Source organism: Isoptericola sp. NPDC058082, from assembly GCF_042885055.1.
GTDB lineage: Bacteria > Actinomycetota > Actinomycetes > Actinomycetales > Cellulomonadaceae > Isoptericola.
This window is the reverse complement of sequence record NZ_JBHVSQ010000003.1, coordinates 270,174-293,875: the sequence shown is the minus strand read 5'-3', so window position 1 is coordinate 293,875 and position 23,702 is coordinate 270,174. Positions and strand designations below refer to the sequence as shown.

20 protein-coding genes are annotated in these 23,702 nt (G+C 74.8%); 4 read left to right on the top strand and 16 right to left on the bottom strand.

Translation table 11 applies throughout. The annotated features are described in order from the left end of the window. Nucleotides 1–62 precede the first annotated feature (62 nt). On the top strand, nucleotides 63–1,853 hold the full coding sequence (locus ACFVS0_RS06325; protein ID WP_430585058.1) for an acetyl/propionyl/methylcrotonyl-CoA carboxylase subunit alpha: 1,791 nt from the start codon (nucleotides 63–65) through the stop codon (nucleotides 1,851–1,853). A gap of 91 nt (nucleotides 1,854–1,944) precedes the next feature. Here ACFVS0_RS06325 and ACFVS0_RS06320 read toward each other — a convergent pair whose 3' ends face one another. Then, nucleotides 1,945–3,312: an MFS transporter gene (locus tag ACFVS0_RS06320; protein WP_430562702.1), complete on the bottom strand. Its 1,368-nt coding sequence runs from the start codon at nucleotides 3,310–3,312 to the stop codon at nucleotides 1,945–1,947. A 29-nt stretch (nucleotides 3,313–3,341) separates the two neighbouring features. On the opposite strand from ACFVS0_RS06320, the gene ACFVS0_RS06315 reads away from it, so the two are divergent. After that, nucleotides 3,342–3,863, top strand: a complete 522-nt coding sequence (locus ACFVS0_RS06315) for an NUDIX domain-containing protein (RefSeq protein ID WP_430549701.1) — start codon at nucleotides 3,342–3,344, stop codon at nucleotides 3,861–3,863. A gap of 33 nt (nucleotides 3,864–3,896) precedes the next feature. Here ACFVS0_RS06315 and ACFVS0_RS06310 read toward each other — a convergent pair whose 3' ends face one another. After that, complete coding sequence (locus tag ACFVS0_RS06310) at nucleotides 3,897–5,405, bottom strand: NAD(P)H-quinone dehydrogenase (protein ID WP_430562704.1); 1,509 nt, start codon at nucleotides 5,403–5,405, stop codon at nucleotides 3,897–3,899. 68 nt (nucleotides 5,406–5,473) lie between these two features. On the opposite strand from ACFVS0_RS06310, the gene ACFVS0_RS06305 reads away from it, so the two are divergent. Together ACFVS0_RS06305 and ACFVS0_RS06300 are read left to right on the top strand one after the other, a co-directional pair. Beyond that, nucleotides 5,474–6,325 (top strand): purine-nucleoside phosphorylase, encoded by an 852-nt coding sequence (locus ACFVS0_RS06305; RefSeq protein ID WP_430549699.1) that lies wholly within the window; start codon nucleotides 5,474–5,476, stop codon nucleotides 6,323–6,325. 27 nt (nucleotides 6,326–6,352) lie between these two features. Then, on the top strand, nucleotides 6,353–8,200 hold the full coding sequence (locus tag ACFVS0_RS06300) for a phospho-sugar mutase (RefSeq protein WP_430587469.1): 1,848 nt from the start codon (nucleotides 6,353–6,355) through the stop codon (nucleotides 8,198–8,200). Nucleotides 8,201–8,204: 4 nt separating this feature from the next. Here ACFVS0_RS06300 and ACFVS0_RS06295 read toward each other — a convergent pair whose 3' ends face one another. The 14 genes from ACFVS0_RS06295 to ACFVS0_RS06230 form a co-directional block, all read right to left on the bottom strand. Continuing rightward, a complete protein-coding gene (locus tag ACFVS0_RS06295) occupies nucleotides 8,205–9,047 on the bottom strand; it encodes a siderophore-interacting protein (protein WP_430587468.1) in 843 nt (280 codons plus the stop codon). Between the two features lie 59 nt (nucleotides 9,048–9,106). Then, nucleotides 9,107–10,915, bottom strand: a complete 1,809-nt coding sequence (locus ACFVS0_RS06290) for an oleate hydratase (protein ID WP_430587467.1) — start codon at nucleotides 10,913–10,915, stop codon at nucleotides 9,107–9,109. Nucleotides 10,916–11,013: 98 nt separating this feature from the next. Next, nucleotides 11,014–12,594 carry a DUF6297 family protein gene (locus tag ACFVS0_RS06285; RefSeq protein WP_430587466.1) on the bottom strand — a complete coding sequence of 527 codons (1,581 nt, stop codon included), beginning with the start codon at nucleotides 12,592–12,594 and terminating at the stop codon, nucleotides 11,014–11,016. 18 nt (nucleotides 12,595–12,612) lie between these two features. Beyond that, nucleotides 12,613–13,260 carry an ATP-binding cassette domain-containing protein gene (locus tag ACFVS0_RS06280; RefSeq protein ID WP_430549694.1) on the bottom strand — a complete coding sequence of 216 codons (648 nt, stop codon included), beginning with the start codon at nucleotides 13,258–13,260 and terminating at the stop codon, nucleotides 12,613–12,615. 8 nt (nucleotides 13,261–13,268) lie between these two features. Continuing rightward, the gene (gene deoC / locus ACFVS0_RS06275; RefSeq protein WP_430587465.1) at nucleotides 13,269–14,012 is read right to left on the bottom strand and encodes a deoxyribose-phosphate aldolase; all 744 of its coding nucleotides are present in this window, start codon (nucleotides 14,010–14,012) and stop codon (nucleotides 13,269–13,271) included. Then, entirely contained in the window at nucleotides 14,009–15,124 is a 1,116-nt protein-coding gene (locus ACFVS0_RS06270; protein ID WP_430562711.1) for an adenosine deaminase, read from the bottom strand. Before ACFVS0_RS06270 ends, deoC begins: the two co-directional genes overlap by 4 nt. Before the next feature lie 19 nt (nucleotides 15,125–15,143). Further along, a complete protein-coding gene (locus ACFVS0_RS06265; RefSeq protein WP_430549691.1) occupies nucleotides 15,144–15,398 on the bottom strand; it encodes a hypothetical protein in 255 nt (84 codons plus the stop codon). 75 nt (nucleotides 15,399–15,473) lie between these two features. After that, nucleotides 15,474–16,310 carry a hypothetical protein gene (locus ACFVS0_RS06260; RefSeq protein ID WP_430587464.1) on the bottom strand — a complete coding sequence of 279 codons (837 nt, stop codon included), beginning with the start codon at nucleotides 16,308–16,310 and terminating at the stop codon, nucleotides 15,474–15,476. A 31-nt stretch (nucleotides 16,311–16,341) separates the two neighbouring features. Continuing rightward, on the bottom strand, nucleotides 16,342–17,661 hold the full coding sequence (locus tag ACFVS0_RS06255; protein WP_430587463.1) for a thymidine phosphorylase: 1,320 nt from the start codon (nucleotides 17,659–17,661) through the stop codon (nucleotides 16,342–16,344). After that, nucleotides 17,658–18,086: a cytidine deaminase gene (locus ACFVS0_RS06250; RefSeq protein WP_430549688.1), complete on the bottom strand. Its 429-nt coding sequence runs from the start codon at nucleotides 18,084–18,086 to the stop codon at nucleotides 17,658–17,660. Before ACFVS0_RS06250 ends, ACFVS0_RS06255 begins: the two co-directional genes overlap by 4 nt. 2 nt (nucleotides 18,087–18,088) lie before the next feature. Further along, a complete protein-coding gene (locus ACFVS0_RS06245) occupies nucleotides 18,089–19,387 on the bottom strand; it encodes an ABC transporter permease (protein ID WP_430549687.1) in 1,299 nt (432 codons plus the stop codon). Further along, nucleotides 19,384–20,670, bottom strand: a complete 1,287-nt coding sequence (locus tag ACFVS0_RS06240; protein ID WP_430562718.1) for an ABC transporter permease — start codon at nucleotides 20,668–20,670, stop codon at nucleotides 19,384–19,386. Before ACFVS0_RS06240 ends, ACFVS0_RS06245 begins: the two co-directional genes overlap by 4 nt. Nucleotides 20,671–20,813: 143 nt before the next feature. Next, nucleotides 20,814–22,346, bottom strand: coding sequence for an ABC transporter ATP-binding protein (locus ACFVS0_RS06235; protein WP_430549685.1), 1,533 nt, complete (start codon nucleotides 22,344–22,346; stop codon nucleotides 20,814–20,816). A gap of 186 nt (nucleotides 22,347–22,532) precedes the next feature. After that, complete coding sequence (locus ACFVS0_RS06230; RefSeq protein WP_430587462.1) at nucleotides 22,533–23,606, bottom strand: BMP family protein; 1,074 nt, start codon at nucleotides 23,604–23,606, stop codon at nucleotides 22,533–22,535. Nucleotides 23,607–23,702: the final 96 nt, after the last annotated feature.

The window sequence follows — 23,702 nt, the reverse complement described above, 5'->3', positions numbered from 1 at the left end:
AGACTTCGGCGCGGGCGTCCCGCAGGTGCCGGAGGACGGCGGCGCACGCGTTACCGTGAGCCGTGCCCACCATCAGCAAGGTCCTCGTCGCGAACCGCGGCGAGATCGCCGTCCGCATCGCCCGTGCCTGCACCGACGCCGGGATCGCCTCCGTCGCCGTCTACGCCGACTCCGACCGTGACGCGCTGCACGTGCGGCTCGCCGACGAGGCGTTCGCGCTGCAGGGCCAGCGCGCGGCCGACACCTACCTCGACGTCGAGAAGCTGCTCGACGTCGCGCGCCGCTCGGGCGCGGACGCGGTGCACCCCGGCTACGGGTTCCTGTCGGAGAACGCCCAGTTCGCCCAGGCGGTCCTCGACGCCGGCCTGGTGTGGATCGGCCCGCCGCCCGCGGCGATCGAGTCCCTCGGCGACAAGGTGAGCGCGCGGCACATCGCGAAGGCCGCGGGCGCGCCGCTGGTCCCGGGCACGTCCGACCCCGTGAACGGCGCGGACGAGGTCCACGCCTTCGCCGCGGAGCACGGCCTGCCGATCGCGATCAAGGCGGCGTTCGGCGGCGGCGGCCGCGGCCTCAAGGTCGCCCGCAGCGCCGACGAGATCGACGAGCTGTACGAGTCCGCGGTGCGCGAGGCCGTGGCGGCGTTCGGTCGCGGCGAGTGCTTCGTGGAGCGCTTCCTCGACCGCCCCCGGCACGTCGAGACGCAGTGCCTCGCCGACGCGCACGGCAACGTCGTGGTGGTCTCCACCCGCGACTGCTCGCTGCAGCGCCGCCACCAGAAGCTGGTCGAGGAGGCGCCCGCGCCGTTCCTCACCCCGGAGCAGGAGGCCGAGCTCGACCGCGCCTCGCGGGCCATCCTCACCGAGGCGGGCTACGTCGGCGCCGGGACCTGCGAGTTCCTCGTCGGGACGGACGGCACCCTGTCGTTCCTCGAGGTCAACACCCGCCTCCAGGTGGAGCACCCGGTCACCGAGGAGATCACCGGCATCGACCTCGTGCGCGAGCAGCTGCGCATCGCGGCGGGCGAGCCGCTCGGGTACGACAGCACCGCCCCGCGCGGTCACTCCTTCGAGTTCCGCATCAACGGCGAGGACCCGGCCGCGGGCTTCCTGCCCTCCCCCGGCACCGTCTCCACGCTGCGCTGGCCGTCGGGCCCTGGCGTGCGCGTCGACACGGGCGTCGTCGAGGGCGACACGATCTCGGGCGCCTTCGACTCGATGATCGCCAAGCTGATCGTCACGGGCGCCACCCGCGAGCAGGCGGCGCAGCGCGCCCGCCGCGCGCTGCGCGAGCTCGAGGTCGCGGGCATCCCCACCGTCGTGCCGTTCCACCGCGCGGTGATGGAGGCGGAGGACTTCGTCCCCACCGACGGATCGGCGTTCCGCGTGCACACCCGCTGGATCGAGACGGACTTCGCCGACGAGCTGGGCAGGCTCGCCCCGGCCGCCGCGGCTCCGGTGCCCGACGCCGAGGAGCCGGCCGAGGAGCTGGCCGAGCGCGTCGTCGTCGAGGTCGGCGGCCGCCGCCTCGAGGTCGTGCTGCCCGCCGGTCTGGGCGTGGCCGCCGGTCGCGCGCGCCGCGCGAGCGCCGCCCGCCGTCCCGCCCGCCGCGGCAACGGCCGCGCGTCCTCCGCGGCGAGCGGCGCGACCCTCGCCTCACCGATGCAGGGCACCATCGTCAAGGTCGCCGTCGAGGACGGCGCGCAGGTGGCCGAGGGCGACCTCGTCGTCGTGCTCGAGGCCATGAAGATGGAGCAGCCGCTGCTGGCGCACAAGGCCGGCACCGTGCGCTCGCTGTCCGCCGCGCCCGGCGACGGCGTCACCGCCGGAGCCGCCATCTGCGAGATCGTCGACTGACCCGAGGGAGCACCCCCTCGGCGAGGTAGCACGGGTCCCCGCGAGGTAGCACGGGTCCCCGCGAGGTAGCACGGGTCCCCGCGAGGTAGTCCTACCTCGCGGGATCCGGTACGACCTCGGCGGGTTCGTCCGTCGCCGGTCGTGCGATGGCGGCGAGCGACCGCCGCGCGGACGGGACGGACAGCACGGCCGCGACGAAGGCGACGAGCAGCGCGCCGGCGACGACCAGCAGCACCTGCACCGAGTACCGGTCGGCGAGCGGGCCGAAGACGACCATGCTCAGCGGCATGGCGACGGTCATGACGATGCCGACGAAGCCGAAGACGCGGCCCTGCATCTCGGGCTCGACCGTCTCCTGCAGGATGGCCATGCTGGGGGCGGACATCAGCGTGAACGTGACGCCGATCAGCAGTCCCAGCACGAAGAAGACCCACATGTTCGTGGACAGGCCGAGCCCGGCGGTGAACACCCCTGCCGCGAGGGTGCTCCCGACGATCAGCGCCACACGGTTGGTCACGCGGGTCCCGAGGAACGCCATCGCGAGCCCGCCCGCGAGCATGCCGGCCGCCCAGAACACCTCGTTCGTGGTGAGCTTCCAGACCTCCTCGCCGAACGTCCGGGTCACCATGAGCGGCGTGAGGTAGGACGGCGCGCCGATGAGCACCATGGTCGTGGCGAAGATCGTCATGAGCCACTTCACGGTGCCGTGGCCGCGGATGTAGCGGACACCCGCGGCCAGGTCCCCGAAGTAGCTCGGCTTCTGCGGCGCCCCGTCCTCGGGCGCGGCGTCGTCGTGCCGGACCAGGCGCGGCACGGTGACCAGCAGCAGCATGCCGATGCCGAGCACCGCGGTGACGACGTCCACGAAGAACACCGCGACGATGTCGAAGCTCGCGTAGATCGCGGCCGCCACCACGGGGGCGAGCAGCATCATCCCGGACTGGATGGACTGGTTGATCCCGTTGATGCGGATGAGCTGCGGCGCCGGCACGATCTGCGGCACCATCGCGTTCACGGCGGGCGTCTGGATGCCGGCGAACGTGGAGCGGACCGCGAGCGCCACGTAGATCAGCCACAGGTCGTCGACGCCGGACAGCATCAGCAGCGCGAGCGCGAGCGTGATCGTCGCGATCGCGCTGTCCGCGCCGATGATCAGCAGCTTGCGGGAGTGCCGGTCGGCCCACACACCGCCGAAGATCGACATGAACGCCTGCGGCAGCATGCCGAACACGATGCTGAGCATGAGCACGGACCCCGACTGCGTGACGATCGTCAGGTGCCACATCACGGCGAACTGCACGAGCATCGACCCGAGCAGCGAGATCGTCTGGCCGGTGAGGAAGATCGCGACGTTGCGCTTCCAGCCGGGCATCTCGTCGGGTGTCTCGTCGGGCAGGTCGTCCATGGTGGTGGGTGACGGTGCGGGGTCGGGGAACTCATCGGTGCCGTGCGCGCTCACCGTCCCATCGTCGCCTGTAGCCTGACCGCGTGCCCAGCCGATTTCCCCCGCGCGAGACCCTCCACCGGCACCCCGGGGACGGTTGGGTGGCCTGCGGTGACCACCGGCACTGGGGCCTGTACGGCGCGGCCGGGCTGCTGCTCGCGCGGCGCGCGCCGTCCTCGACCGCGCCGGGCCCGGTGACCGACGTCGTGCTGCAGCACCGCGCGGTCTGGTCGGACCAGGGCGGCACGTGGGGCGTCCCGGGCGGCGCGCTCGCCCCGGACGAGACGCCCGTGGACGGCGCTCTGCGCGAGAGCCTCGAGGAGGCGGCCGTGGAGCCGCGCGCGGTGCACGTGCTGGGCACGCACGTGCTCGACCACGGCCCGTGGGCCTACACCACCGTGCTCGCGGACGTCGCCCCGGGTGCCCGCGTGACGCCCGGCGCGGCCGACCCGGAGAGCCTCGAGGTGCGGTGGGTCGCCGTGGACGACGTGGCGACCCTCCCGCTGCTGCCCGCGTTCGCCGTGGCGTGGCCCGCGCTGCGGGCGCGGCTCGACGGCCGCCCCTGACCACCAGCCTCTCGGCGGGGCCAGGCGCGACCGTCAGACGGCGGCGCCCTCCCCCGACTGCCCGTGCAGCACGCGCGCGGCCTCGGCCACCGACCCGGACAGCGACGGGTAGACGGTGAAGGAGTCGGCGACGTCGTCCACGGTGAGGCGGTGCGCGACGGCGAGGGTGATCGGGAAGATCAGCTCGCTGGCACGCGGGGCCACGACGACGCCCCCGAGCACGACGCCGGCGTCCGGGTGGGCGAAGAGCTTCACGAAGCCGTCGCGCATGCCCAGCATCTTGGCGCGCGGGTTGCGCGCCAGCGGCAGCGTCGTCGTGACGTAGCGGTAGCCCCGCTCGCGGAGCGTCGACTCGCTGAGGCCGACCGTGGCGATCTCCGGCGCGGTGAAGATGTTGGCGGCGACGCGGCCCGGCTTGAGCGGCGCGACGGCGTCGCCGAGGGCGTGCGACATCGCGATGCGGCCCTGCATGGCCGCGACGGACGCGAGCGGCAGCACGCCGGTGCAGTCGCCCGCGGCGTAGACGCCGGGCACGGAGGTGCGCGACACGCGGTCCACCTCGACGTGCCCGCTCGCCGCCAGGCGCACGCCCGCCTCCTCGAGGCCGATCCCGGCGGTGGAGGGCACCCCGCCGACGGCGATGAGCACGTGCGAGCCCTCGACGACGCGGCCGTCGGTGAGCGTGACGGCGACGCCGTCCTCGGTGCGCACCGCGGACGCCGCGCGCGAGCGCGACATGACGGTCATGCCGCGGGCACGGAAGACGCCCTCGAGCAGCTCGGCGGCGTCCATGTCCTCGCCGGGCAGCACCCGGTCGCGGGAGGAGACGAGCACGACCTGCGAGCCGAGAGCCTGGTAGGCGCCCGCGAACTCGGCGCCGGTGACGCCGGACCCGACGACGATCAGCTTCTCGGGCAGCTCGGCGAGGCCGTAGAGCTGCGTCCACGTGAGGATGCGCTCCCCGTCGGGGACGGCGGTGGGCAGCGTGCGCGGCGTGGCGCCGACGGCGAGCAGCACGGTGTCGGCGTGGAGCGTCGTCGTGCCCGGGTCGGTGTCCGTGCCCGTGTCGACGACGACCCGCGACGGACCGTCGAGCCGACCCTCGCCGACGACGATCTCGACGCCCTCGCGCTCGAGGCGGGAGTGGATGTCGCGCGACTGCGCGTCGGCGAGCGCGAGCACGCGGGCGTTCACGGCCTCGAGGTCGACCAGGTCGCGGCGCTCGCCCGCCGGTGCCTCCCCGCGGACGCCGAGCTCGGGCCCCTGCTCGGCCGTGGTGAACCACTCGGCGGTGGCGATGAGCGTCTTGGAGGGCACGACGTCGGTGAGCACGGCGGCACCGCCGAGGCCGTGCCGCTCGACGACGGTGACGCGGGCTCCGAGGCGGCGGGCGACGAGGGCGGCCTCGTAGCCGCCCGGTCCGCCGCCGACGACGACGACGTGCGGGGGGCGCGGGTCGGCCTCGGGGATGCCGCGGGTGGCGGCGCCGGTGGAGGCCGAGGTGTCCGGGGAAGGGGTGTTCACGGAGGGCACGGGGGCCATTGTGTCAGGCCGCCGGGCCCCCGGTGCCGGCGCGGCGGCGTGCCCCCGCCCGGACTACCCTCGGGACCATGAGCACCACGAGCCGCAGCGTCGGGGACCTCGACGACCCGACCACCGACCCGTTCGACGTCGCCCGCGCCGCGGCCGACCACATCGCCGAGGCGACCGGGGTGCCGGGGCACGACGTCGCCCTCGTCCTGGGCTCCGGCTGGGGCGGCGCCGCCGAGCTGGTCGGCGACGTCGTGGCGGAGATCCCGACCCACGAGATCCCCGGCTTCGCCCGGCCCGCCGTGGCGGGCCACGCGGCGACGACCCGCTCGATCCGCGTGGAGCGGCCCGACGGCGCGGTGCGGCACGCGCTCGTCATCGGCGGGCGCACTCACCTGTACGAGGGCAAGGGGGTGCGGCGCGTCGCCCACGGGGTGCGCACCGCGGCGGCCACCGGATGCGAGAGCGTCGTGCTCACCAACGGCTGCGGCGGCCTGCACATCGCGTGGCGCCCGGGCCAGCCGGTCCTCATCCGCGACCACCTCAATCTCACGGCCACGTCCCCCCTCGAGGGCGCGACGTTCGTCGACCTCACCGACCTGTACTCGCCGCGCCTGCGCGAGATCGCCCGCACCGTCGACCCGGAGCTGCCCGAGGGCGTGTACGCGCAGTTCCCCGGGCCGCACTACGAGACGCCCGCCGAGGTGAAGATGGCCGGCCTCATGGGCGCGGACCTGGTCGGCATGTCGACCACGCTCGAGGCCATCGCCGCCCGGCACGCCGGCATGGAGGTGCTCGGCGTGTCCCTCGTGACCAACCTCGCCGCGGGCATCAGCCCGCAGCCGTTGTCGCACGAGGAGGTGCTGGAGGCCGGCCAGGCCGCCGGCCCGCGCATCAGCGAGCTCCTCGCCCGCATCGTCACCGCCCTGTAAGCCGAGCACCCGACGGAGGGATCCGCCATGAGCCTGGACACCGACGACCCGGCCTTCGAGCCGGCCGCGACGGCGACCGCCCTGTCCACCCTGCTCGACGAGGTGGAGCGCTGGATCCGCTACGACGTCGACGACGACGACAAGGCGGAGCTGTCCCGGCTCGCCCAGCAGACGTCGTCCGAGCGGCCGAGCACGCGCGAGCACGCCGTCGCGCTCCTGCGCGACCGGTTCGCGGGTTCGCTCCAGTTCGGCACGGCGGGGCTGCGCGGCGCGATGGCGCCGGGCCCGAACCGGATGAACCGCGCGGTCGTCACGACGGCGGCGTCCGGCCTCGGCACGTACCTCACGTCGGTGCTGGGCCGGGGCGTGACGGCGCGCGTGGTGGTCGGCTACGACGCCCGGGACCGCTCGTCGACGTTCGCGACCGACACCGCCGCGGTGCTCACCGCCGCCGGCCACGAGGTGCTGCTGCTCCCCTCCGCCCTGCCCACCCCGGTGCTCGCGTTCGCGGTGCGCCATCTCGACGCCGACGCGGGCGTCATGGTCACCGCGAGCCACAACCCGGCGCAGGACAACGGCTACAAGGTGTACCTCGGCGGCCGCGTCGTCACCGACGCCGGCCAGGGGGCGCAGATCGTGCCGCCCCACGACGCCCGCATCGCCGAGGCCATCTCCGCCGCCGGTCCGCCGTCGGGGGTCCCGCGGGTGGAGTCGGGCTGGCGGGTCCTCGGCCGCGAGGTGGTCGACGCGTACGTCGCGTCGGTGCACGACCTGGCCGAGCGGGCGGGCACGTCCACCGGGCCGCAGGAGCGGGCGGCGCTGCGGGTGGTCACGACCTCCCTGCACGGCGTCGGCGGCCGCGTCCTCGCCCGGGTGCTGGCCGACGCCGGCTTCACGCGGGTGCTGCCGGTCGAGGAGCAGCTCGACCCGGACCCGGCGTTCCCCACGGTCCGGTTCCCCAACCCCGAGGAGCCCGGTGCGATCGACATGGCGGTCGCCCTCGCCGAGGCGCACGCCGACGTGGTGATCGCCAACGACCCCGACGCCGACCGGTGCGCGGTCGCCGTCTACGACCCGAGCCACGGCACGCACCAGGGTGCGGAGACGGCCCGCTCGCACGGCTGGCGGATGCTGCACGGCGACGAGGTGGGCGCCCTGCTCGGGCGGGAGGCGGTGCGCCGCATCGCCCGCGGCGAGGTGCCCGCGCCGGACGGCTCCGGCGTCGGCCCGGTCGTGGCCTCCTCGGTCGTGTCCTCCCGGGTGCTGTCCTCGATCGCGGTCCGCTACGGGGTCGGGCACGCGACGACCCTCACGGGCTTCAAGTGGATCGCCCGCACCCCCGGGCTGGTCTTCGGGTACGAGGAGGCGCTGGGCTACTGCGTGGACCCGGCCCGCGTGCGCGACAAGGACGGCCTGAGCACCGCGGTGCTCGTGGCCCTGCTCGCCGCCCGGGAGAAGGCCGCCGGGCGCACGCTCGTGGACGCGCTCAACGACGTCGCCCGCGAGAACGGCCTGTTCGTCACCGACCAGCTCTCCGTCCGGTTCGACGACCTGTCACGCATCCCCGACACGATGGCGCGGCTGCGCACGTCGCCGCCGCGCACGCTCGCGGGGGCCGGCGTCGCCGACGTGCTCGACCTGTCCGACGGCATCGACGGTCTGCCGCCCACGGACGGCGTCGTGCTCCTGGGTGCCGACGACACGCGCGTCGTGGTGCGACCCAGCGGGACCGAGCCGAAGGTCAAGTGCTACCTGGAGGTCGTGGAGCCCGTGGCCGCGGACGCGTCGGCGGTCGACGTCGGCCGGCTGCGCGTCGCGGCGTACAAGAAGCTCGACCGGATCAAGGCCGACCTCCGGGCCGCGCTGGGGCTCTGAACGGTCAGCCGACCGCTCCACCGACCAGAGCGGCATCGTCCTGGTCGACGGCGGCCTTCCACTCGCCCTTGCGGGCGCGCCAGTCCTCGTCGTCGCTGCCGCGGCGCCAGTAGCCCGACGCCGACAGCAGCTCGCGCGGCACGTCCAGCGCGGTGCGGACCCAGCGGCGCAGGTCGCGCACCATGCCCGCCTCGCCGTGCAGGAAGACGTGCGGTGCCCCCGCGGGGAGCTCCCCGGCGGCGTGGGCGGCGCGCACGGTGCCGGCCAGGTCGCCGGTGCCGCGGTGCACCCACGTGAGCGTGAGGTCGGCGGCGCTGGCCAGCTCCTGCTCGTCCTCGGGCCCGGGGACCTCGACGACGACGTGCGCGACCGCGCCGGCCGGGAGCGCCTCGAGCGAGGCCGCGATCGCGGGCAGGGCGGCGTCGTCGCCCACGAGCAGGTGCCACGGCGCCTGCGGGTCGGGCGCGTAGCCGGCGCCCGGGCCGAGGAACGTCACCGGCTCCCCCGGCTGCACCCGCACCGCCCACGGCCCGCCCACGCCGGCGTCCCCGTGCACCACGAGGTCGAGGTCCCACTCCACCTCGCCCGACGCCGCGACGGCCGCGTCGCGGCGCGCGCGCACCGTGTAGGCGCGCAGCAGCGGACGGCCGTCCGCCAGCTCCCCGAGCACCAGCTTCACGTAGGTGTCGGTGTGTCCGGTGAGGTCGATCTCCGCGAGCTCGGGGCCCGCGATCGTGACCCGCACCAGGTGCGGGGTGTGCCGGTGGACGGCCGTGACGGTCGCGTGCCGAGGGGTGCGCTTGCGGGCGGGCGGGCCGGCGGGGGCCTGGGGCTGCGTGTCAGACATGGTGAGGCGAGCCTAACTTCCCTCGGGTGCCCCGCCCGGTGTGAGGCTCGTCACCGCGCTCACTCCACGGCGTCGTCCACGCGGTCGCGGCGGGCGGTCCCGTCGAGCTCGGGGATCAGCCCGAAGTCGGTGAGCAGCTCGCCGATCTGCGTGCCGTCGAGACGCCGCAGCAGCCGCTCGCGCAGGAACCTCGGGCCCGGCAGGTCCACCTCCTCGCCGTCGCGCAGGCGGCTCGTGGCCTTGAGCAGCGTCCGCACGTCGTAGGTGGAGCCGAAGACCTCCGGCACGCCGCGCTCGATGTCGAGCAGGCGGTAGGCGGCCTCCATGCCCGTGCGCACCGAGTACTCGGTCGTGAAGATGCAGTCCCGGCTCGTCTCGGCGAACTGGCCGATGAACGCGAAGTTCACCGCGCCGTCGGGCACAACGTCCGGCCGGTCGCCCGCGTGCCGGGGCATGAAGAAGGAGGTGACGTACGGCATCATCACGGGCACCGTCCTGGCCCCGGTGGCCGCGAGCTCGTCGATCTGGTCGGTCGGCACCCCCAGGTGGTAGAGCCACTCGCGGGTGATCTCCTCGCCCGTGCACTCCTGCATCGGCTTGCGCACGTAGTCGCCCGGGGTGTCGACGAACAGCGAGTACACCCACACCACGACCTGGTCGGGCGGCTGCTGCTTGAAGTGCGGCTGCCGGTTGACCGTCCAGCTCATCAGCCAGCTCGAGTCCTTCACCGTGACGATGCCGCCCGTGACGACCTTGCCGCTGAACGGGTCGCGCTTGCAGATCCGCCGGATGTGCTCGGGGATGCGCGGGTCGAGGGTCGTGACGGTCGCCGACTCCCACTTCGTGCTCTCGACGTCGCCGCCGAAGACGTCCGGGTGCCCGAACGCGGGGTCCTTCGCCGCGATCCGGCGCCACAGGTCCCAGGCCGGCGCGGGGCCCGTGTCGAGTCGGGCCGGGGTGTGGTGGTCGCCGTCGTCGGAGTTCTCCGTGAGCGAGCCGATCGTCGCCAGCACGAGGTCGTCCTCGCCGAGGTCGACGCCGCCCGGCTCGCCGTCGGCCACCCAGTGGATCCGCGTCGCCTGCTTGCGGCCGGGGCGGATCTCGAAGTCGACGTCCGTGACCTCGGTCGAGAACCGGAACGTCACGCCCTGGTCGAGCAGCCAGCGGTACAGCGGCAGCACCAGGGACTCGTACTGGTTGTACTTGGTGAACTTCAGCGCGGAGAAGTCCGGCAGCCCGCCGATGTGGTGCACGAACCGGTGGATGTACAGCTTCATCTCGAGCGCGCTGTGCCACTCCTCGAACGCGAACATCGTGCGCCAGTACAGCCAGAAGTTGCTGTCCAGGAACTCGCGGCCGAAGACCTCGTCGATCTGCTTGCCCTCCATCTCCTCGCGCGTCGCGAGGAAGACGGTCACGATGTCCTTCTGCGCCTTCTCCGACAGCGCGAACAGGCCGTCCGTGCGCGCGTCCCGGCCGCGGTCCACCGTGGCCCGCTGCAGCGAGAAGTTCGGGTCGTCCTTGTTGAGCCAGTAGAACTCGTCGAGCACCGAGGCGCCCTCGACCTCGATCGACGGCACGGACCGGAACAGGTCCCACAGGCACTCGAAGTGGTCCTCCATCTCGCGGCCCCCGCGCACCACGAAACCCTTCTTCGGCTCCTTGATGCCGTCCAGGGCACCACCCGGCAGCCGCAGGCGCTCGAGGATCGTGATCCGCTCCCCCGCCAGCTGCCCGTCGCGGATCATGAATGCCGCGGCGGACATGGACGCCAGTCCGGCGCCCACGAGCCACGCCGACTTGTCGTCGACGCCGGCCGGCTTGCGCGGCCGCGCGAACGCCTCGTAGTTCCCGTTGCTGTAGTACACGCGCTGTCCCTCCGGTCGGGTGGCGGCCCCGGGTCACGGGCCCAGGCACGAGCCTGCGCCGGACGGCGCCGCACCGCGACCGGGAGCGGCGTGCCGGGTCACGCCCGGGCGAACCGCCGCAGCCCCGTGGCGGCGAGCCCGGCCGCCAGCGCCAGCACCAGCACGGCCGTCGCGGCACCGGGACCGGCACGCTGGAGGAGCCAGGCGGCTGCCGCCACGACCAGCCAGCCGCGCAGGTACCACGCGCCCAGCACCAGCATGGACATGTCGCCGTTCGGCGTCATCATCGGCGTGAAGAGGCCGGGCGGCGCTGCCGTCGCGCCCGCCACCCAGACGCGCGCGGCCAGCACCAGCACGACGACGAGGACGACGGCGGCCGCCTCCTCGTCCCGCCCACCGGCGGCTCCCGCGGCCGCGGCGAGCAGCCCCAGGACCGTGGGCACGACCGCGTGCCCGGCGACGGCGCGCGCCGCCGTGCCGGGCAGGAGGGCGCCCGGCTGGGGCTGGGCGGCGAACGCGTGCAGCCCGTCGGTCCAGGTCCGCGCCGCGCCGTACAGGGTGAGGGCGCCCGCCAAGGTCGCGAGCGCCGGCCCGTCCTCCGCGCCGAGGCGCACGAGCACGGCCCCCGCGCACCCCGCAAGGAGCGAGACGACCAGGGCCGCCGGCCGGCGGCGCAGCCCGAGCAGGTCGCGCGCCACCAGCGGGGCGCGGCGCAGCAGCCGCGCGGGGAGCCGCGCCGCCCGGCCGGCGTAGGCCCGCGGCCCGAGGACGTCCGCGACCGCCCCGGAGTCGCCACCCACCAGGCCGCGTCCGGCCGTCACCGTGCGCGACTGGCCCGCGGCCGCCCGGTCGACGTCGAGCTCGCCCGGCAGCACCCGGACCATCAGCCACGCCGACGCCAGCCCGACGGCCACGACCAGCGCGACGCCCGCGACCGCCCCGGCCCGCGCACCGGGCGACGGCGCCAGGGCGGGGACGGGTGACACGGTGCCCAGGGCCGGGCCCAGGGCCGCGACCAGGCCGAGCACCAGGCCGAGCACCAGCAGGAGCAGGGTGACCCCGACGGCCGCGCGCCGCCGACCCGGGGCCTGGGCCGCCGCGCCGACGGCCACCGGCACCTGGGCCAGCAGGGCGGCGCCCGCTCCCGCGACGAGGAGGGGCCCCGGTGCGCCCGCGGTGGCCCCGCCCGCGAGCCCCGCCGCGGCCGCGGTCGCGAGGAAGGCGCCGCCGGCGGCCGCCGCGAGCGCGAGCAGCACGGCTCGCCGCCGCAGCACGTCGCGCGGGCGGAACTGGCCGGAGAGCGCGAAGGTCGCCTCGGCACGGCTCGTCCAGAGCGGGCCTCCGGCCCGGGCTGCGGCGAGCCCGGCGAGGCACGCGACGCCGAGCCCCAGCGCCCACCCGGCGAGCAGCGCCGCCGCCCGTCCCGCGACCGCGTCGGGCAGCGGCACCGCCGCGGCCGCCTGGGCGAGGGCGCTCCACAGGACCGGCCCGTACACGAGCGCGAGCAGCACCACCCCGTAGCCGAGGTAGACGCGATCGTGCGGGTCGCCGCCGGACTCCGCGGCCCGCACGACGAGCGCCCGGCGCCGCAGCGAGCCGACCCAGCGCCGCCAGCGCGGGTACGGCACGCGGGCGCCGTCGTCGACGTGCCCCGCCGGGACCTGGGGGGCGCCCGTCACCGCGCCGTCACCGCATCCTCATCGCGGCCCCGGCGCCGCGAGCTCGACCTCGCGGCCGCGGCGGGCGAGGTCGGCGCGCAGGTCCGGGTCGTGCGTCGCGACGAGCAGCGCCCTGCCCGCGTCCAGCGCGCCCGCGACGAGACGCCGCGCCACGGCACGCCAGCGCGCGTCGAGCCGCTGCTCCGGCTCGTCGAGCAGCACGAGACGGGCGGGCCGGTAGAGCGTCGTCGCGAGGGCGAACATCTGCCCCTCCCCCGACGACAGCTCCCCGGGGAGCTGGTCGCGCACGCGGTCGAGCTCGGCCTCCGCGAGCGCGGTCTCGACGTCGGGGCCGCGATGGCGTCCCGCCCACGCCGACGCGACGAGGCGCAGGTGCTCGGCGACCGTGAGGTCGGGGTACGCGGACAGGCCGCCCAGCAGCAGCGCGACGTCCTCCCGCCGACGCAGGCGCGCCTGCCCGGCGGGCAGGCCCAGCACGCGCACGTCGCCCGACGTCGGCTCGTCCTTGCCCGCGACCAGGCGAAGCAGCGTGGACTTGCCGCTGCCGTTCGGCCCGACGACGGCGGCCGCCTCGCCGGGCCCCAGCGTCAGGGACGTCGGCCCGAGGACCTGGACCGTGCCGTGCGTGCGCGTGGCGGCGCGGACGTCGACGAGCGGTTCGGGCACGCCGGCGGTCAGTAGCCGGACCCGGTGGCGGTCTGCTCGCCCCCGGCGAAGCCCGCGAGCACGCCCGCGGTCCCGGACAGGCCCAGCCGCGTGGCGCCGGCGCGGATCATGGCGAGCGCGTCGTCCAGGGTCCGGACCCCGCCGGAGGCCTTGACCCCCAGCGCGCCGCCCACCGCGCCGGCCATGAGCTCCACCGCGTGCACGGAGGCGCCCCCGGCCGGGTGGAAGCCCGTCGAGGTCTTCACGAAGTCGGCACCGGCGTCCCGCGCGGCCCGGCAGACGGCGACGATCTCGTCGTCGGTGAGCGCGGCCGCCTCGATGATGACCTTGAGCAGGTGCTCGGCGGGCACGGCCGCGCGCACGGCGGCGATGTCCGCCCGGACCGCGTCGAACGCGCCCTCCTTGGCCGCGCCGACGTCGATCACCATGTCGACCTCGTCGGCGCCGTCGGCGACGGAGCGGGCCGCCTCGGCCGCCTTCACCGCGCTGACGTGCTTGCCCGACGGGAAGCCGCACACGGTCGCCACCGCGAGCCGACCGGCCGCGACCCGCGCCGCGTGCGCGACGAACGTCGGGGAGATGCAGACCGAGAACACGCCCAGCCGGACGCCCTCCTCGACCAGCGCGGTGACGTCGGCGGTGGTCGCCTCCGGCTTGAGCAGCGTGTGGTCGACGAACCGCGCGAGCGCGAGGGCGTCGGCGGGCAGGTCGCCCTGCCCGGGCCGGGCGGCAGACGGCGTCGAACGGTTCATCGCTGCGCCCCTTCGACCTGCTGGTACCCCGGCAGGATGACGTCGTCGACCAGCGCGCGGCGCTCGTCGTGGTGCATGAACGTGCTCCACGCGGCGGTCAGGGTCACGTCGGCCAGGTCGTCGATGGTCCACCCCGCCTCGGTGACGAGCCGCGTCATCTCGTTCGACATGGACGTGCGGGACATGAGGCGGTTGTCCGTGTTGAGGGTGACGGCGAAGTCCAGCTCCTTGAGCCGCGTGATCGGGTGGTCGGCCACGGACGTCGCCGTCGTGGCGCCCGTCTGCAGGTTCGACACGGGGCACACCTCGAGCGCGATCTGGTGGTCGCGCACCCAGTGCGCGAGACGCCCCAGCTCGGCGCGCCGCTCGCCGTCGTCGTCGAACCCCTCGTGGAACGCGATGTCCTCGACGATCCGCACGCCGTGGCCGATCCGGTCGGCCTGGCCCAGGTGGACGGCCTCCGCGATCGAGGCCGGCCCGGCCGCCTCGCCGGCATGGATCGTCGTCGGGAAGTCCTGCTCGGCCAGGTAGCGCCAGATCTCCACGTGCCGCGACGGCGGGAACCCGTCCTCCGGGCCGGCGATGTCGAAGCCCACCACGCCGCGGTCCCGGTACGCGACCGCGAGCTCCGCGATCTCCTGCCAGCGGTCGGTGTGCCGCATCGCGGTGACCAGCTGCCCGACACGGATGATCTGCCCGCGCGACGCCGCCTCGCGGATGCCCTCGTCGATGCCCGCCTGCACGGCCTCGACCGTCTCCGGCAGCGTCAGCCCGCGGGACAGGTGCTGCTCCGGCGCCCAGCGCTGCTCGGCGTACACGACACCGTCGGCGGCGAGGTCCAGCACGGCCTCGCGCGCCACGCGCGCCAGGGCGTCCGCCGTCTGCATGACGGCGATGGTGTGGTCGAACGTCTCCAGGTACCGCACCAGGGACCCGGAGTCCGCGGCCTCGACGAACCAGGTGCCGAGCGACTCGGCGTCCGACGCCGGGAGCTCGTGGCCCACCTCGGCGGCGAGCTCGAGGACGGTCTGCGGTCGCAGGCCCCCGTCGAGATGGTCGTGCAGCAGCACCTTGGGCAGGGCGGGGATCAGGTCGACGAGGGCTTGCGTCATGGGGCCAACCTACCGGCGATCACGCGTCTCCGGAGGCCTCGGGATCGTCGAGCCCGGGGACCTCCTGGCTCTGCTCGACGACGTCGGCCTCCGCGGCCTCGCCGTCCAGGTCGGGCCGGGCGTGCCGCGGCTTGTACTCCTCCGCGCGACCGCCGGCCGCAGCGTCCTCGCCACCCTGCGCGTCGTCCGTCAGGGCGTCCTCGACCAGGCTCGTGGTGTCGTCGGGGCTCTCCAGCCCGGCGTCCCGCCAGGCGTCGTCCGGGGCGGTGCTCATGGGGGCTGTCCCTTCGCTCGACGGCGGTGCGCTCCCATCGTGGACCCGGCCCCCGCGACGCGCCAGAGGAGCTGGTCAGCCGCGGGCGTCCCGGGGCAGCAGCGCCCACACCACGTGCGGCCAGCCGCCGAGCGCGGGGGCGAGCAGCCGGTCGTCCCGACGCCCGCGGGCGCCCGCGACGAGCCCGGCGACCGGCACCGCGTGCAGCCGGCCGTCCGACGGCTCGTAGACCGTCGCGACACCGCCCCGCACGGTCGTGAGGAGGACGACGTGCCGGGGCACCGCCGTCGACACGCCGCCGGCGAGGTCGCCCCCCGTGTACAGGGGGACGGGCACGCCGGCGCCCGCCGCCTCCACAGCGGCGCCCAGCACCGCGCGGGCCGCGCGGCCGCCGACCACCCGGTGGCCGTACCGCACGCGGCCGTACCGGGCGACGCGGGCCGCGCCCCACGGCGGGGTGCCCAGGGCGGCGGGCCACAGCGGGAGGCCGCCCGGTCCCCGGGTCGCGCGCGCGTGCAGCACCCGCTGGGCCGCGGCGAACGCGGCGCCGACCCCGTGCGGCCCGCGGCTCAGCCCGAGCGCGAGCCGGGGGTCGCCCGCGAGCGCCAGGAGGGCCAGCACGGCGGCGCCGCACGTCCGCTCGTCGACCTGGCGCGCGGGGGCGACGACGCCGTCGGACGCCGGGAGCACGAGCGTCCGCGGGCGCCCCGGGACCGGCGGTGGGTCCTCCCGGCCGAGCGGGTCGAGCACCCGTGCCCGCACCGCCGGGGCGAGCGCGTCGAGCGCCGGGACGAGGTCGCCGGGCACCTCCGGGCGGCCGAACCGTCCGACGGGCGGCGGCACCGGCGCCGGCCCGGCGAACGCGCCCACGAGCGCGAGGACGTCCGTCACGCGCAGCGTCCGCGCCGCCATCGCCCCGACCGTCCCGACCAGCCCGTGCCGCTCAGCCGATCCGGTCGAGCAGGAGCGGTCGGGCCGCGTCGCCGCCCACGGCGTCGTCGACCGCCCACTGCCCCTCGAGCGCCGCCCGGGCGCGGTCGAACCGCTCCGGGGTGTCCGTGTGCAGGGTGAGCAGCGGCTGACCCGCGGAGACCTCGTCCCCCGGCTTCGCGTGCAGCTCGACGCCGGCCCCGGCCTGCACCGGGTCCTCGCGGCGCGAGCGCCCCGCGCCCAGCCGCCAGGCCGCGATGCCGACGGCGTAGGCGTCCAGCCGGGTGAGGACGCCGGACCGGTCCGCGACCACGTCCTGCCGCTCCCGTGCCCGGGGCAGCTCCGCGTCCGGGTCGCCGCCCTGCGCCGCGATCATCCTGCGCCAGACGTCCTTGGCGCGGCCGTCGGCCAGCGCCGCGCGCACCTCGGGCTCGGGCACGGGCTTCCCTGCGCCCGCGAGCATCTCCACGGCCAGCGCGACGGTGAGGTCGACGACGTCGGCCGGCCCGCCGCCGTCGAGGACCTCGACGGACTCGCGCACCTCGAGCGCGTTGCCCGCGGTGCGGCCGAGCGGGACGGACATGTCCGTGAGCAGCGCGACCGTGCGCACGCCCGCGTCCGTGCCGAGGTCGACCATCGTGCGGGCGAGCTCGCGGGCCGCGTCGAGGTCCTTCATGAACGCGCCCGAGCCCACCTTGACGTCGAGGACCAGCGCGCCGGTGCCCTCCGCGATCTTCTTGCTCATGATCGAGCTCGCGATGAGCGGCACCGACTCGACCGTGCCCGTCACGTCCCGCAGGGCGTAGAGCTTCTTGTCGGCGGGGGCCAGCCCCGCCCCGGCCGCGCAGACCACCGCGCCGACGTCCTCGAGCTGGTCCATCAGCTCGGCGTTGCTCAGCGCCGCCCGCCAGCCCGGGATCGCCTCGAGCTTGTCGAGCGTGCCGCCCGTGTGCCCGAGGCCGCGGCCCGAGAGCTGCGGCACGGCCACCCCGAACGACGCGACGAGCGGCGCGAGCGGCAGCGTGATCTTGTCCCCCACCCCGCCGGTCGAGTGCTTGTCCGCGGTGGGGCGCGACAGGCCGGAGAAGTCCATCCGCTCGCCGGACGCGATCATCGCGCCGGTCCAGCGCGCGACCTCCGGGCGGGTCATCCCCCGCAGCAGGATCGCCATCGCGAGGGCCGACATCTGCTCCTCGGCGACCGCGCCGCGCGTGTAGGCGTCCACCACCCAGTCGATCTGCTCCGCCTCGAGCGGGTGCCCGTCGCGCTTGGTCCGGATGACGTCGACGGCGTCGAACGCCTCGTGGGCCGGCGTGCTGCCCGTCGTGGTCATGCCTCGCTCCCCTCGCGATAACGGTCCAGGTCCGGTGCGCCGAACGCGTCCGGCAGCACCTCGGTCATGGGCACCACGCCCCGGACGGACTCCACCAGCAGGTCGGGGCCGCCGTGCTCCCACAGGAGCTGGCGGCACCGTCCGCACGGCATGAGGGTCCGCCCCGCGCCGTCCACGCACGTGAACGCGACGAGCCGGCCGCCCCCGCCCGTGACCAGGGCGGACACGAGCGAGCACTCCGCGCAGAGCGTCACCCCGTAGGCGGCGTTCTCCACGTTGCAACCCACCACCACGCGGCCGTCGTCCACGAGCGCCGCGGCACCCACCGGGAAGCCGGAGTACGGCACGTACGCCCGCTCGACGACGTCCCGTGCCGCGGCGCGCAGCGCCTCCCAGTCGACGGTCGGACCACTCGTGCTGGCCATCGCTACTCCTTGGTGTAGGGCGTCCCCGACGCGGCGGGCGCGCGGGACCTGCCGACCAGCCCGGCCACCGCCAGCAGCGTCACCACGTACGGGAGCATGAGCATGAACTGGCTCGGGACGGGCGAGCCCACGACCGACAGCACGTTCTGCAGGTTCGTCGCGAAGCCGAACAGCAGACCGGCCAGGGCCGCCCGGAGCGGGTCCCACTTGCCGAAGATGACCGCGGCCAGGGCGATGAAGCCCGCGCCGGCCGTCATCTCGCGGCCGAACTGGTTGATCGACACCACGGTGTAGAACGCGCCGCCGAGCCCGACCACGGCGCCGCCCACCAGGACGGCCCGGTAGCGGGTGCGCAGCACGTCGATGCCGACCGTGTCGGCCGCCTTGGGGTGCTCGCCCACGGCACGCACCCGCAGGCCCCACTTCGTGCGGAACAGGGCGTACGAGACCGCCGGCACGGCGAGGTACATGAGGTAGACGACGATGGTCTGGTTGAACAGCACCGGCCCGATCACGGGGATGCTCTCGAGCCCGGGGATCGGCAGGCGCGGGAACCGGACGGTCGAGTTGAGCGTCTCGGCGTTCGGGACCAGCACCTCGGAGTAGAAGAAGCTCGTCAGGCCGATGACCAGCACGTTGAGCACCACGCCGACGATCACCTGGTTGACCCGGTAGGTGATGGTGAACAGCGCCAGCACCAGGGCCACGAGGGCGCTCGCCAGCACGGCCGCCACCAGCCCGGCCCACGGGTTCTTGGTGAGCGACGCGACGATCGCGGCGACGAACGCGCCCGCCAGCAGCTGACCCTCGATGGCGATGTTGACGACGCCGGCGCGCTCGCCGATGACGCCGCCGAGGGCTCCGTAGACGAGCGGCACGGACAGGCCGATGGCACCACCGAGGAGCCCGACCACCGAGATGTCGCGCGGGCTGCCCGCGCCCGCCCAGGCGAGGAACCCGACGAGCAGCGCGGCCGCGAAGACGGCCACGGCCCACACGGGCACGCGCCGCCCGGCCCGGGTGCGCACGACGGCGAACGCCAGCACGGCGAGCCCGACGACGGCGCACACCCAGGCCGTGGCCATCGCGGGCACGACGAGCGTCGACAGGACGACGAAATCGGTGCTGGTCGACAGCGCGAACCGCGCGGAACCCTCGTGGGGCGCCAGGAGCAGCAGCAGCGCGTACAGGACCAGGACCACGCCGAGGCCGACGACGGCCTTCCACGTCACCGGGGCCGTGGCGCGCGACGCGGGGGCCGGGGCCGCGGCCCCGGGCTGGTCGACGGTCGTGGCGGTCATGCCTGTCCCTCCCCGGCGCCCTGCGCGCCTGCCGCCCGACGGCGGTCGCGTCGGCTCTCCCGTCGGCGCGGCGTCCGCTCCGGCTGCGGCAGGCGGAACACCGCCCGCACGAGCGGCGGCGCCGCGATGAACAGCACGATCAGCGACTGCACGACGAGCACGATCTCGATCGGGATGCCCTCGGCGGCCTGCATCGCGGAGCCGCCGGCCTTGAAGCCGCCGAACAGGATGCCGGCGCCGAGCACGCCCCACGGCGAGGACCCGCCGAGCAGCGCCACGGTGATCGCGTCGAAGCCGATGCCGGCGTCGATGTCGGTGCTGAAGCCGGAGGTCACCGTGCCCAGCACCTGCTGCGCCCCGGCGAGACCCACCAGGCCACCGGCCACGAGCATGACGAGCACCGTGGTGCGTGGCACGTCGATGCCGGCCACCCGTGCGGCCTTGGGGTTCTCGCCGACGGCACGGAAGGCGAAGCCCGTGCTCGAGCGGTTGAGCAGCCACCACACCCCGACGACGGCGAGCAGCGCGAGCACGAAGCCCCAGTCGAGGTTGTACTCGCTGCCGAGCAGCGACGGCAGCACGGCCGAGTCCTGCATCGGCGGCGTCTTCGGGTACGCGGAGCCGGGCGCCTGCATGAGCCCCGGCGTGGAGAGCAGGTAGGACAGCAGGTAGAACGCGACGTAGTTGAGCATGATCGTGACGATCACCTCGTGGGCGCCGGTGCGGGCCTTCAGCAGGCCGGCGATGCCCGCCCACAGCGCGCCGGCGGCGACGCCGGCCACGAGGGCGATCAGCAGGTGCAGCGGGAACGGGAGCCCGGTGACGCCGAAGCCGATCCACCCGGCGGCGGTGGCCGCCATGAGCATCTGGCCCTGGCCACCGATGTTGAACAGCCCCGCGCGGAACGCCAGGGCGACGCCCAGGCCGGCCGCGATGAGCGGCGTGGCGTTGGCGAGCGTCTGCGTCAGCGGCTTGATCCCCTGCGCGAACGTGTCCGCGCCGAAGTTGTAGACCGCGCCCTGGAACAGGGCGGAGTACGCGCCACCCACCGCCTGGCCGACCGCGGCGAGCGTGTCGGCCGGCCGCGCGAAGAAGTACGGCGCCGCGGCCTGGACCTTCTCGTCGGTGACGACGATGAGGATCGACCCCGCCAGCACCGCCAGCACGATCGCGCCGAGGGCGACGGCCCAGCCGCCGGAGGTCGCGCGGCGCAACGCGTCGCGCCACCGCTGGCCGGACTCCTCGACGACGGCCGCCTGCTCGCGCGCCGCCTCCTGCTCCAGCTCCTCCGCGAGCCCGGGCTCGGCCGTCGCGTCGACCTGCTCGAGCGCCTCGCCGAGCCGCGAGTCGGGGTCGACGTCGGGCCCCTGGTCCTGTGCCGGTTCCTGGGCCCGGTCCTGCGCCCGGTCCTGGGGCGTCTCGCCGCTCACGCCGCGTCTCCTTCTCGATCGGGGCCGCTCTCGGGCGCGACGCCGGCCATCATCAGGCCGAGCACGTCGCGCGGGGTGTCCGCCGGGACGATGCCGACGACGCGGCCCCGGTACATCACCATGATCCGGTCGGCGAGGGCGACGGCCTCGTCCAGCTCCGTCGACACCACCACGACCGGGATGCCCGAGTCGCGCGTCTCGACGATCCGCTTGTGGATGAACTCGATCGAGCCGACGTCGACGCCGCGCGTCGGCTGCGCCGCCACGAGCAGACGCAGCTCGCGGGACAGCTCGCGCGCGAGGACGACCTTCTGCTGGTTGCCGCCCGACAGGCGGCCGACGCGCGTCTCGATGCCCTGCGTGCGGACGTCGTACTCCGCGACCTTCTCCCGCGCGAAGTCGTCGCGCAGCGCGAGCTGCAGGGCGCCGCGGCGCACGAACGGCGGGCCGTCCGTGCGGTCGAGCACGAGGTTCTCGGCGATCGTGAACTCGCCGACGAGGCCGTCCTCGTTGCGGTCCTCGGGCACGAAGCCGACCCCCGCCTGCAGGATCCGGCGCACCGAGCGGCCCACCAGCTCCTTGCCGTCGAGCCGCACGCTCCCCGCGACCTGCTCCTGGAGGCCCACGAGGGCCTCGGTCAGCTCCGTCTGGCCGTTGCCCTGGACGCCGGCCACGACGAGCACCTCGCCGCCGCGCACCGTGAAGCTCACGTCGTCCACGAGCACCTGGCCCTCGGGCCCCGTGACGCGGAGGTCCGTGACGGCGAGCTCGTTGTCGGTCGTGCGGGCCGCGTCCTTGCGCACCGTCAGCTCGACGGCGCGGCCCACCATGAGCGACGCGAGCTCGGCGTCGGTCGCGCCGGGGCTCGCCTCGCCGACGACCTTGCCGTGCCGCACGACCGTGATGCGGTCGGCGACGGCGCGCACCTCGCGCAGCTTGTGCGTGATGAAGACGATCGCCGCGCCCTCGTCCCGCAGCTGCCGCATGATCCCCATGAGCTCGTCGGTCTCCTGGGGGGTCAGCACGGCCGTGGGCTCGTCGAAGACCAGCACGTCGGCGTCGCGCGAGAGCGCCTTGATGATCTCGACCCGCTGCTGCACGCCCACCGGCAGGTCCTCGACCAGGGCGTCCGGGTCGACCTGGAAGCCGAACCGGTCCGCGATCTCCGTGACCCGGGAGCGCGCGCTGGCCAGGTCCAGCACCCCCGCGGCACCGGTGGTCTCGTGCCCGAGCATGACGTTCTCCGCGACCGAGAACACCGGCACGAGCATGAAGTGCTGGTGCACCATGCCGATCCCGGCGGCCATCGCGTCGCCGGGCCCCTCGAAGGCCTGGACCTCGTCGTCCAGGAGGATCTCGCCCTCGTCGGCCTGGTACAGGCCGTAGAGCACGTTCATCAGGGTGGACTTGCCGGCGCCGTTCTCGCCCAGCAGGCAGTGGATCTCGCCCGGCTCCACCACGAGGTCGATGTGGTCGTTCGCCACGAGGGCGCCGAAGCGTTTGGTGATGCCGCGCAGCTCGAGCCTCATGCTCTGCCTTCCATCGGTCGCGGGTCGTCGGGATGTCGTGGAGCTCGCACCGCGGCCAGCCTCTCACCGGGGCGGCCTCGTCGCCGTCCGCGCCGCGGGACGGCGCACAGAGTGCGGACGGTGGCGCGACCCCGGGGGTCGTGCCACCGTCCGTGGTCCGGGACGTGTGCCGTCACCGGACCGATGTCACTCCTGGTCGTCGAGGTACGAGTCGACCGTGACGTCGCCCGCGACGATCTGCTCCTGGAGCGCGGTGACCTCCTCCACGAGGGCGGGGTCGACCTTGTCCTCGAAGTTGTGCAGCGGGGCGATGCCCACGCCCTTGTTCTCGAGGGTCCCGATGTACGGCGTCGCGTCGAACTCGCCCTTGGCGGCGGAGCTGACGGACTCGTAGGTGGAGATGTCCATCCCCTTGAGGATCGACGTCAGCACGTAGTCCTGGGTGGACGGGTCGGTCTCGAACAGGTCGGCGTCGGCGCCGATGAGGGCGACGTCCTTGCCCGAGTCCTGGATCGCCGCGATCGCGGACTGGTAGATCGGGCCGCCGACCGGCAGGATCACGTCGACGCCCTGGTCGAGGATGTTCTGCGCGGTGGTCTTCGCGGTCTCGTTGGCCTCGAACTTGCCGGTGAACGAGCCCTTCTCGCCGCCCTCGAAGCCCACGACCTCGACCTCGGTGCCCTTGACCTCGTTGTAGTACTCGACGCCCTGCTTGAAGCCGTCCATGAAGATGGTCACGGTCGCGATCGGGGCGCCGCCGAAGGTCCCGACCTTGCCGGCCTCGGAGTATCCGGCCGACAGGTAGCCCGCGAGGAACGCGGCCTGCGCCGTGTCGTACAGCAGCGGCTTCACGTTCTCGGCGTCGACCGTCTCGTCGACGAGGATGAACTCGGTGTCCGGGTTCGCCTCGGCGGCCTCGGTCGTCGCGGCGGCCAGGTTGAAGCCCACCGAGACGATCGGCGAGCAGCTCTGCCCGACCAGCGACTCCATGTTGGGCTGGTAGTCCGTCTCGGTCTGCGACTGGACGGCGGTGAGCTCGACGCCGAACTCGTCCGCGGCCTTCTGCGCCCCCTCGAAGCTGAGCTGGTTGAAGCTCTTGTCGTCGAACCCACCCTGGTCCGAGACGATGCACGGCTTGAAGCCCTCCACCGCTGCGGCGGCGCTGCTGTCGCCACCGGACTCCTCGGGTGCCTCCGCACAGGCCGCCAGCGCGAGCGCGGCGACGCCGGCGAGGGCGGTGAGCTGGATCGCTCTCTTCACCTGTCGCTCCTGTCGATCGTTCGTCGGGCCAGGGTCGTCCGGCCCGTCACCGACGGAAGCCTAGCCACCGGCGCCCCGGCCGAGAACCGCAGGCGA

What these genes read in the sequence shown, in the direction of transcription:
- ACFVS0_RS06245 (WP_430549687.1), bottom strand. Translation starts at nt 19,387, where the DNA reads ATGACCGCCACGACCGTCGACCAGCCCGGGGCCGCGGCCCCGGCCCCC.
- ACFVS0_RS06255 (WP_430587463.1), bottom strand. Translation starts at nt 17,661, where the DNA reads ATGACCACGACGGGCAGCACGCCGGCCCACGAGGCGTTCGACGCCGTC.
- ACFVS0_RS06270 (WP_430562711.1), bottom strand. Translation starts at nt 15,124, where the DNA reads ATGACGCAAGCCCTCGTCGACCTGATCCCCGCCCTGCCCAAGGTGCTG.
- deoC (WP_430587465.1), bottom strand. Translation starts at nt 14,012, where the DNA reads ATGAACCGTTCGACGCCGTCTGCCGCCCGGCCCGGGCAGGGCGACCTG.
- ACFVS0_RS06305 (WP_430549699.1), top strand. Translation starts at nt 5,474, where the DNA reads ATGAGCACCACGAGCCGCAGCGTCGGGGACCTCGACGACCCGACCACC.
- ACFVS0_RS06310 (WP_430562704.1), bottom strand. Translation starts at nt 5,405, where the DNA reads ATGGCCCCCGTGCCCTCCGTGAACACCCCTTCCCCGGACACCTCGGCC.
- ACFVS0_RS06265 (WP_430549691.1), bottom strand. Translation starts at nt 15,398, where the DNA reads ATGAGCACCGCCCCGGACGACGCCTGGCGGGACGCCGGGCTGGAGAGC.
- ACFVS0_RS06235 (WP_430549685.1), bottom strand. Translation starts at nt 22,346, where the DNA reads ATGAGGCTCGAGCTGCGCGGCATCACCAAACGCTTCGGCGCCCTCGTG.
- ACFVS0_RS06295 (WP_430587468.1), bottom strand. Translation starts at nt 9,047, where the DNA reads ATGTCTGACACGCAGCCCCAGGCCCCCGCCGGCCCGCCCGCCCGCAAG.
- ACFVS0_RS06250 (WP_430549688.1), bottom strand. Translation starts at nt 18,086, where the DNA reads ATGGCCAGCACGAGTGGTCCGACCGTCGACTGGGAGGCGCTGCGCGCC.
- ACFVS0_RS06260 (WP_430587464.1), bottom strand. Translation starts at nt 16,310, where the DNA reads ATGGCGGCGCGGACGCTGCGCGTGACGGACGTCCTCGCGCTCGTGGGC.
- ACFVS0_RS06300 (WP_430587469.1), top strand. Translation starts at nt 6,353, where the DNA reads ATGAGCCTGGACACCGACGACCCGGCCTTCGAGCCGGCCGCGACGGCG.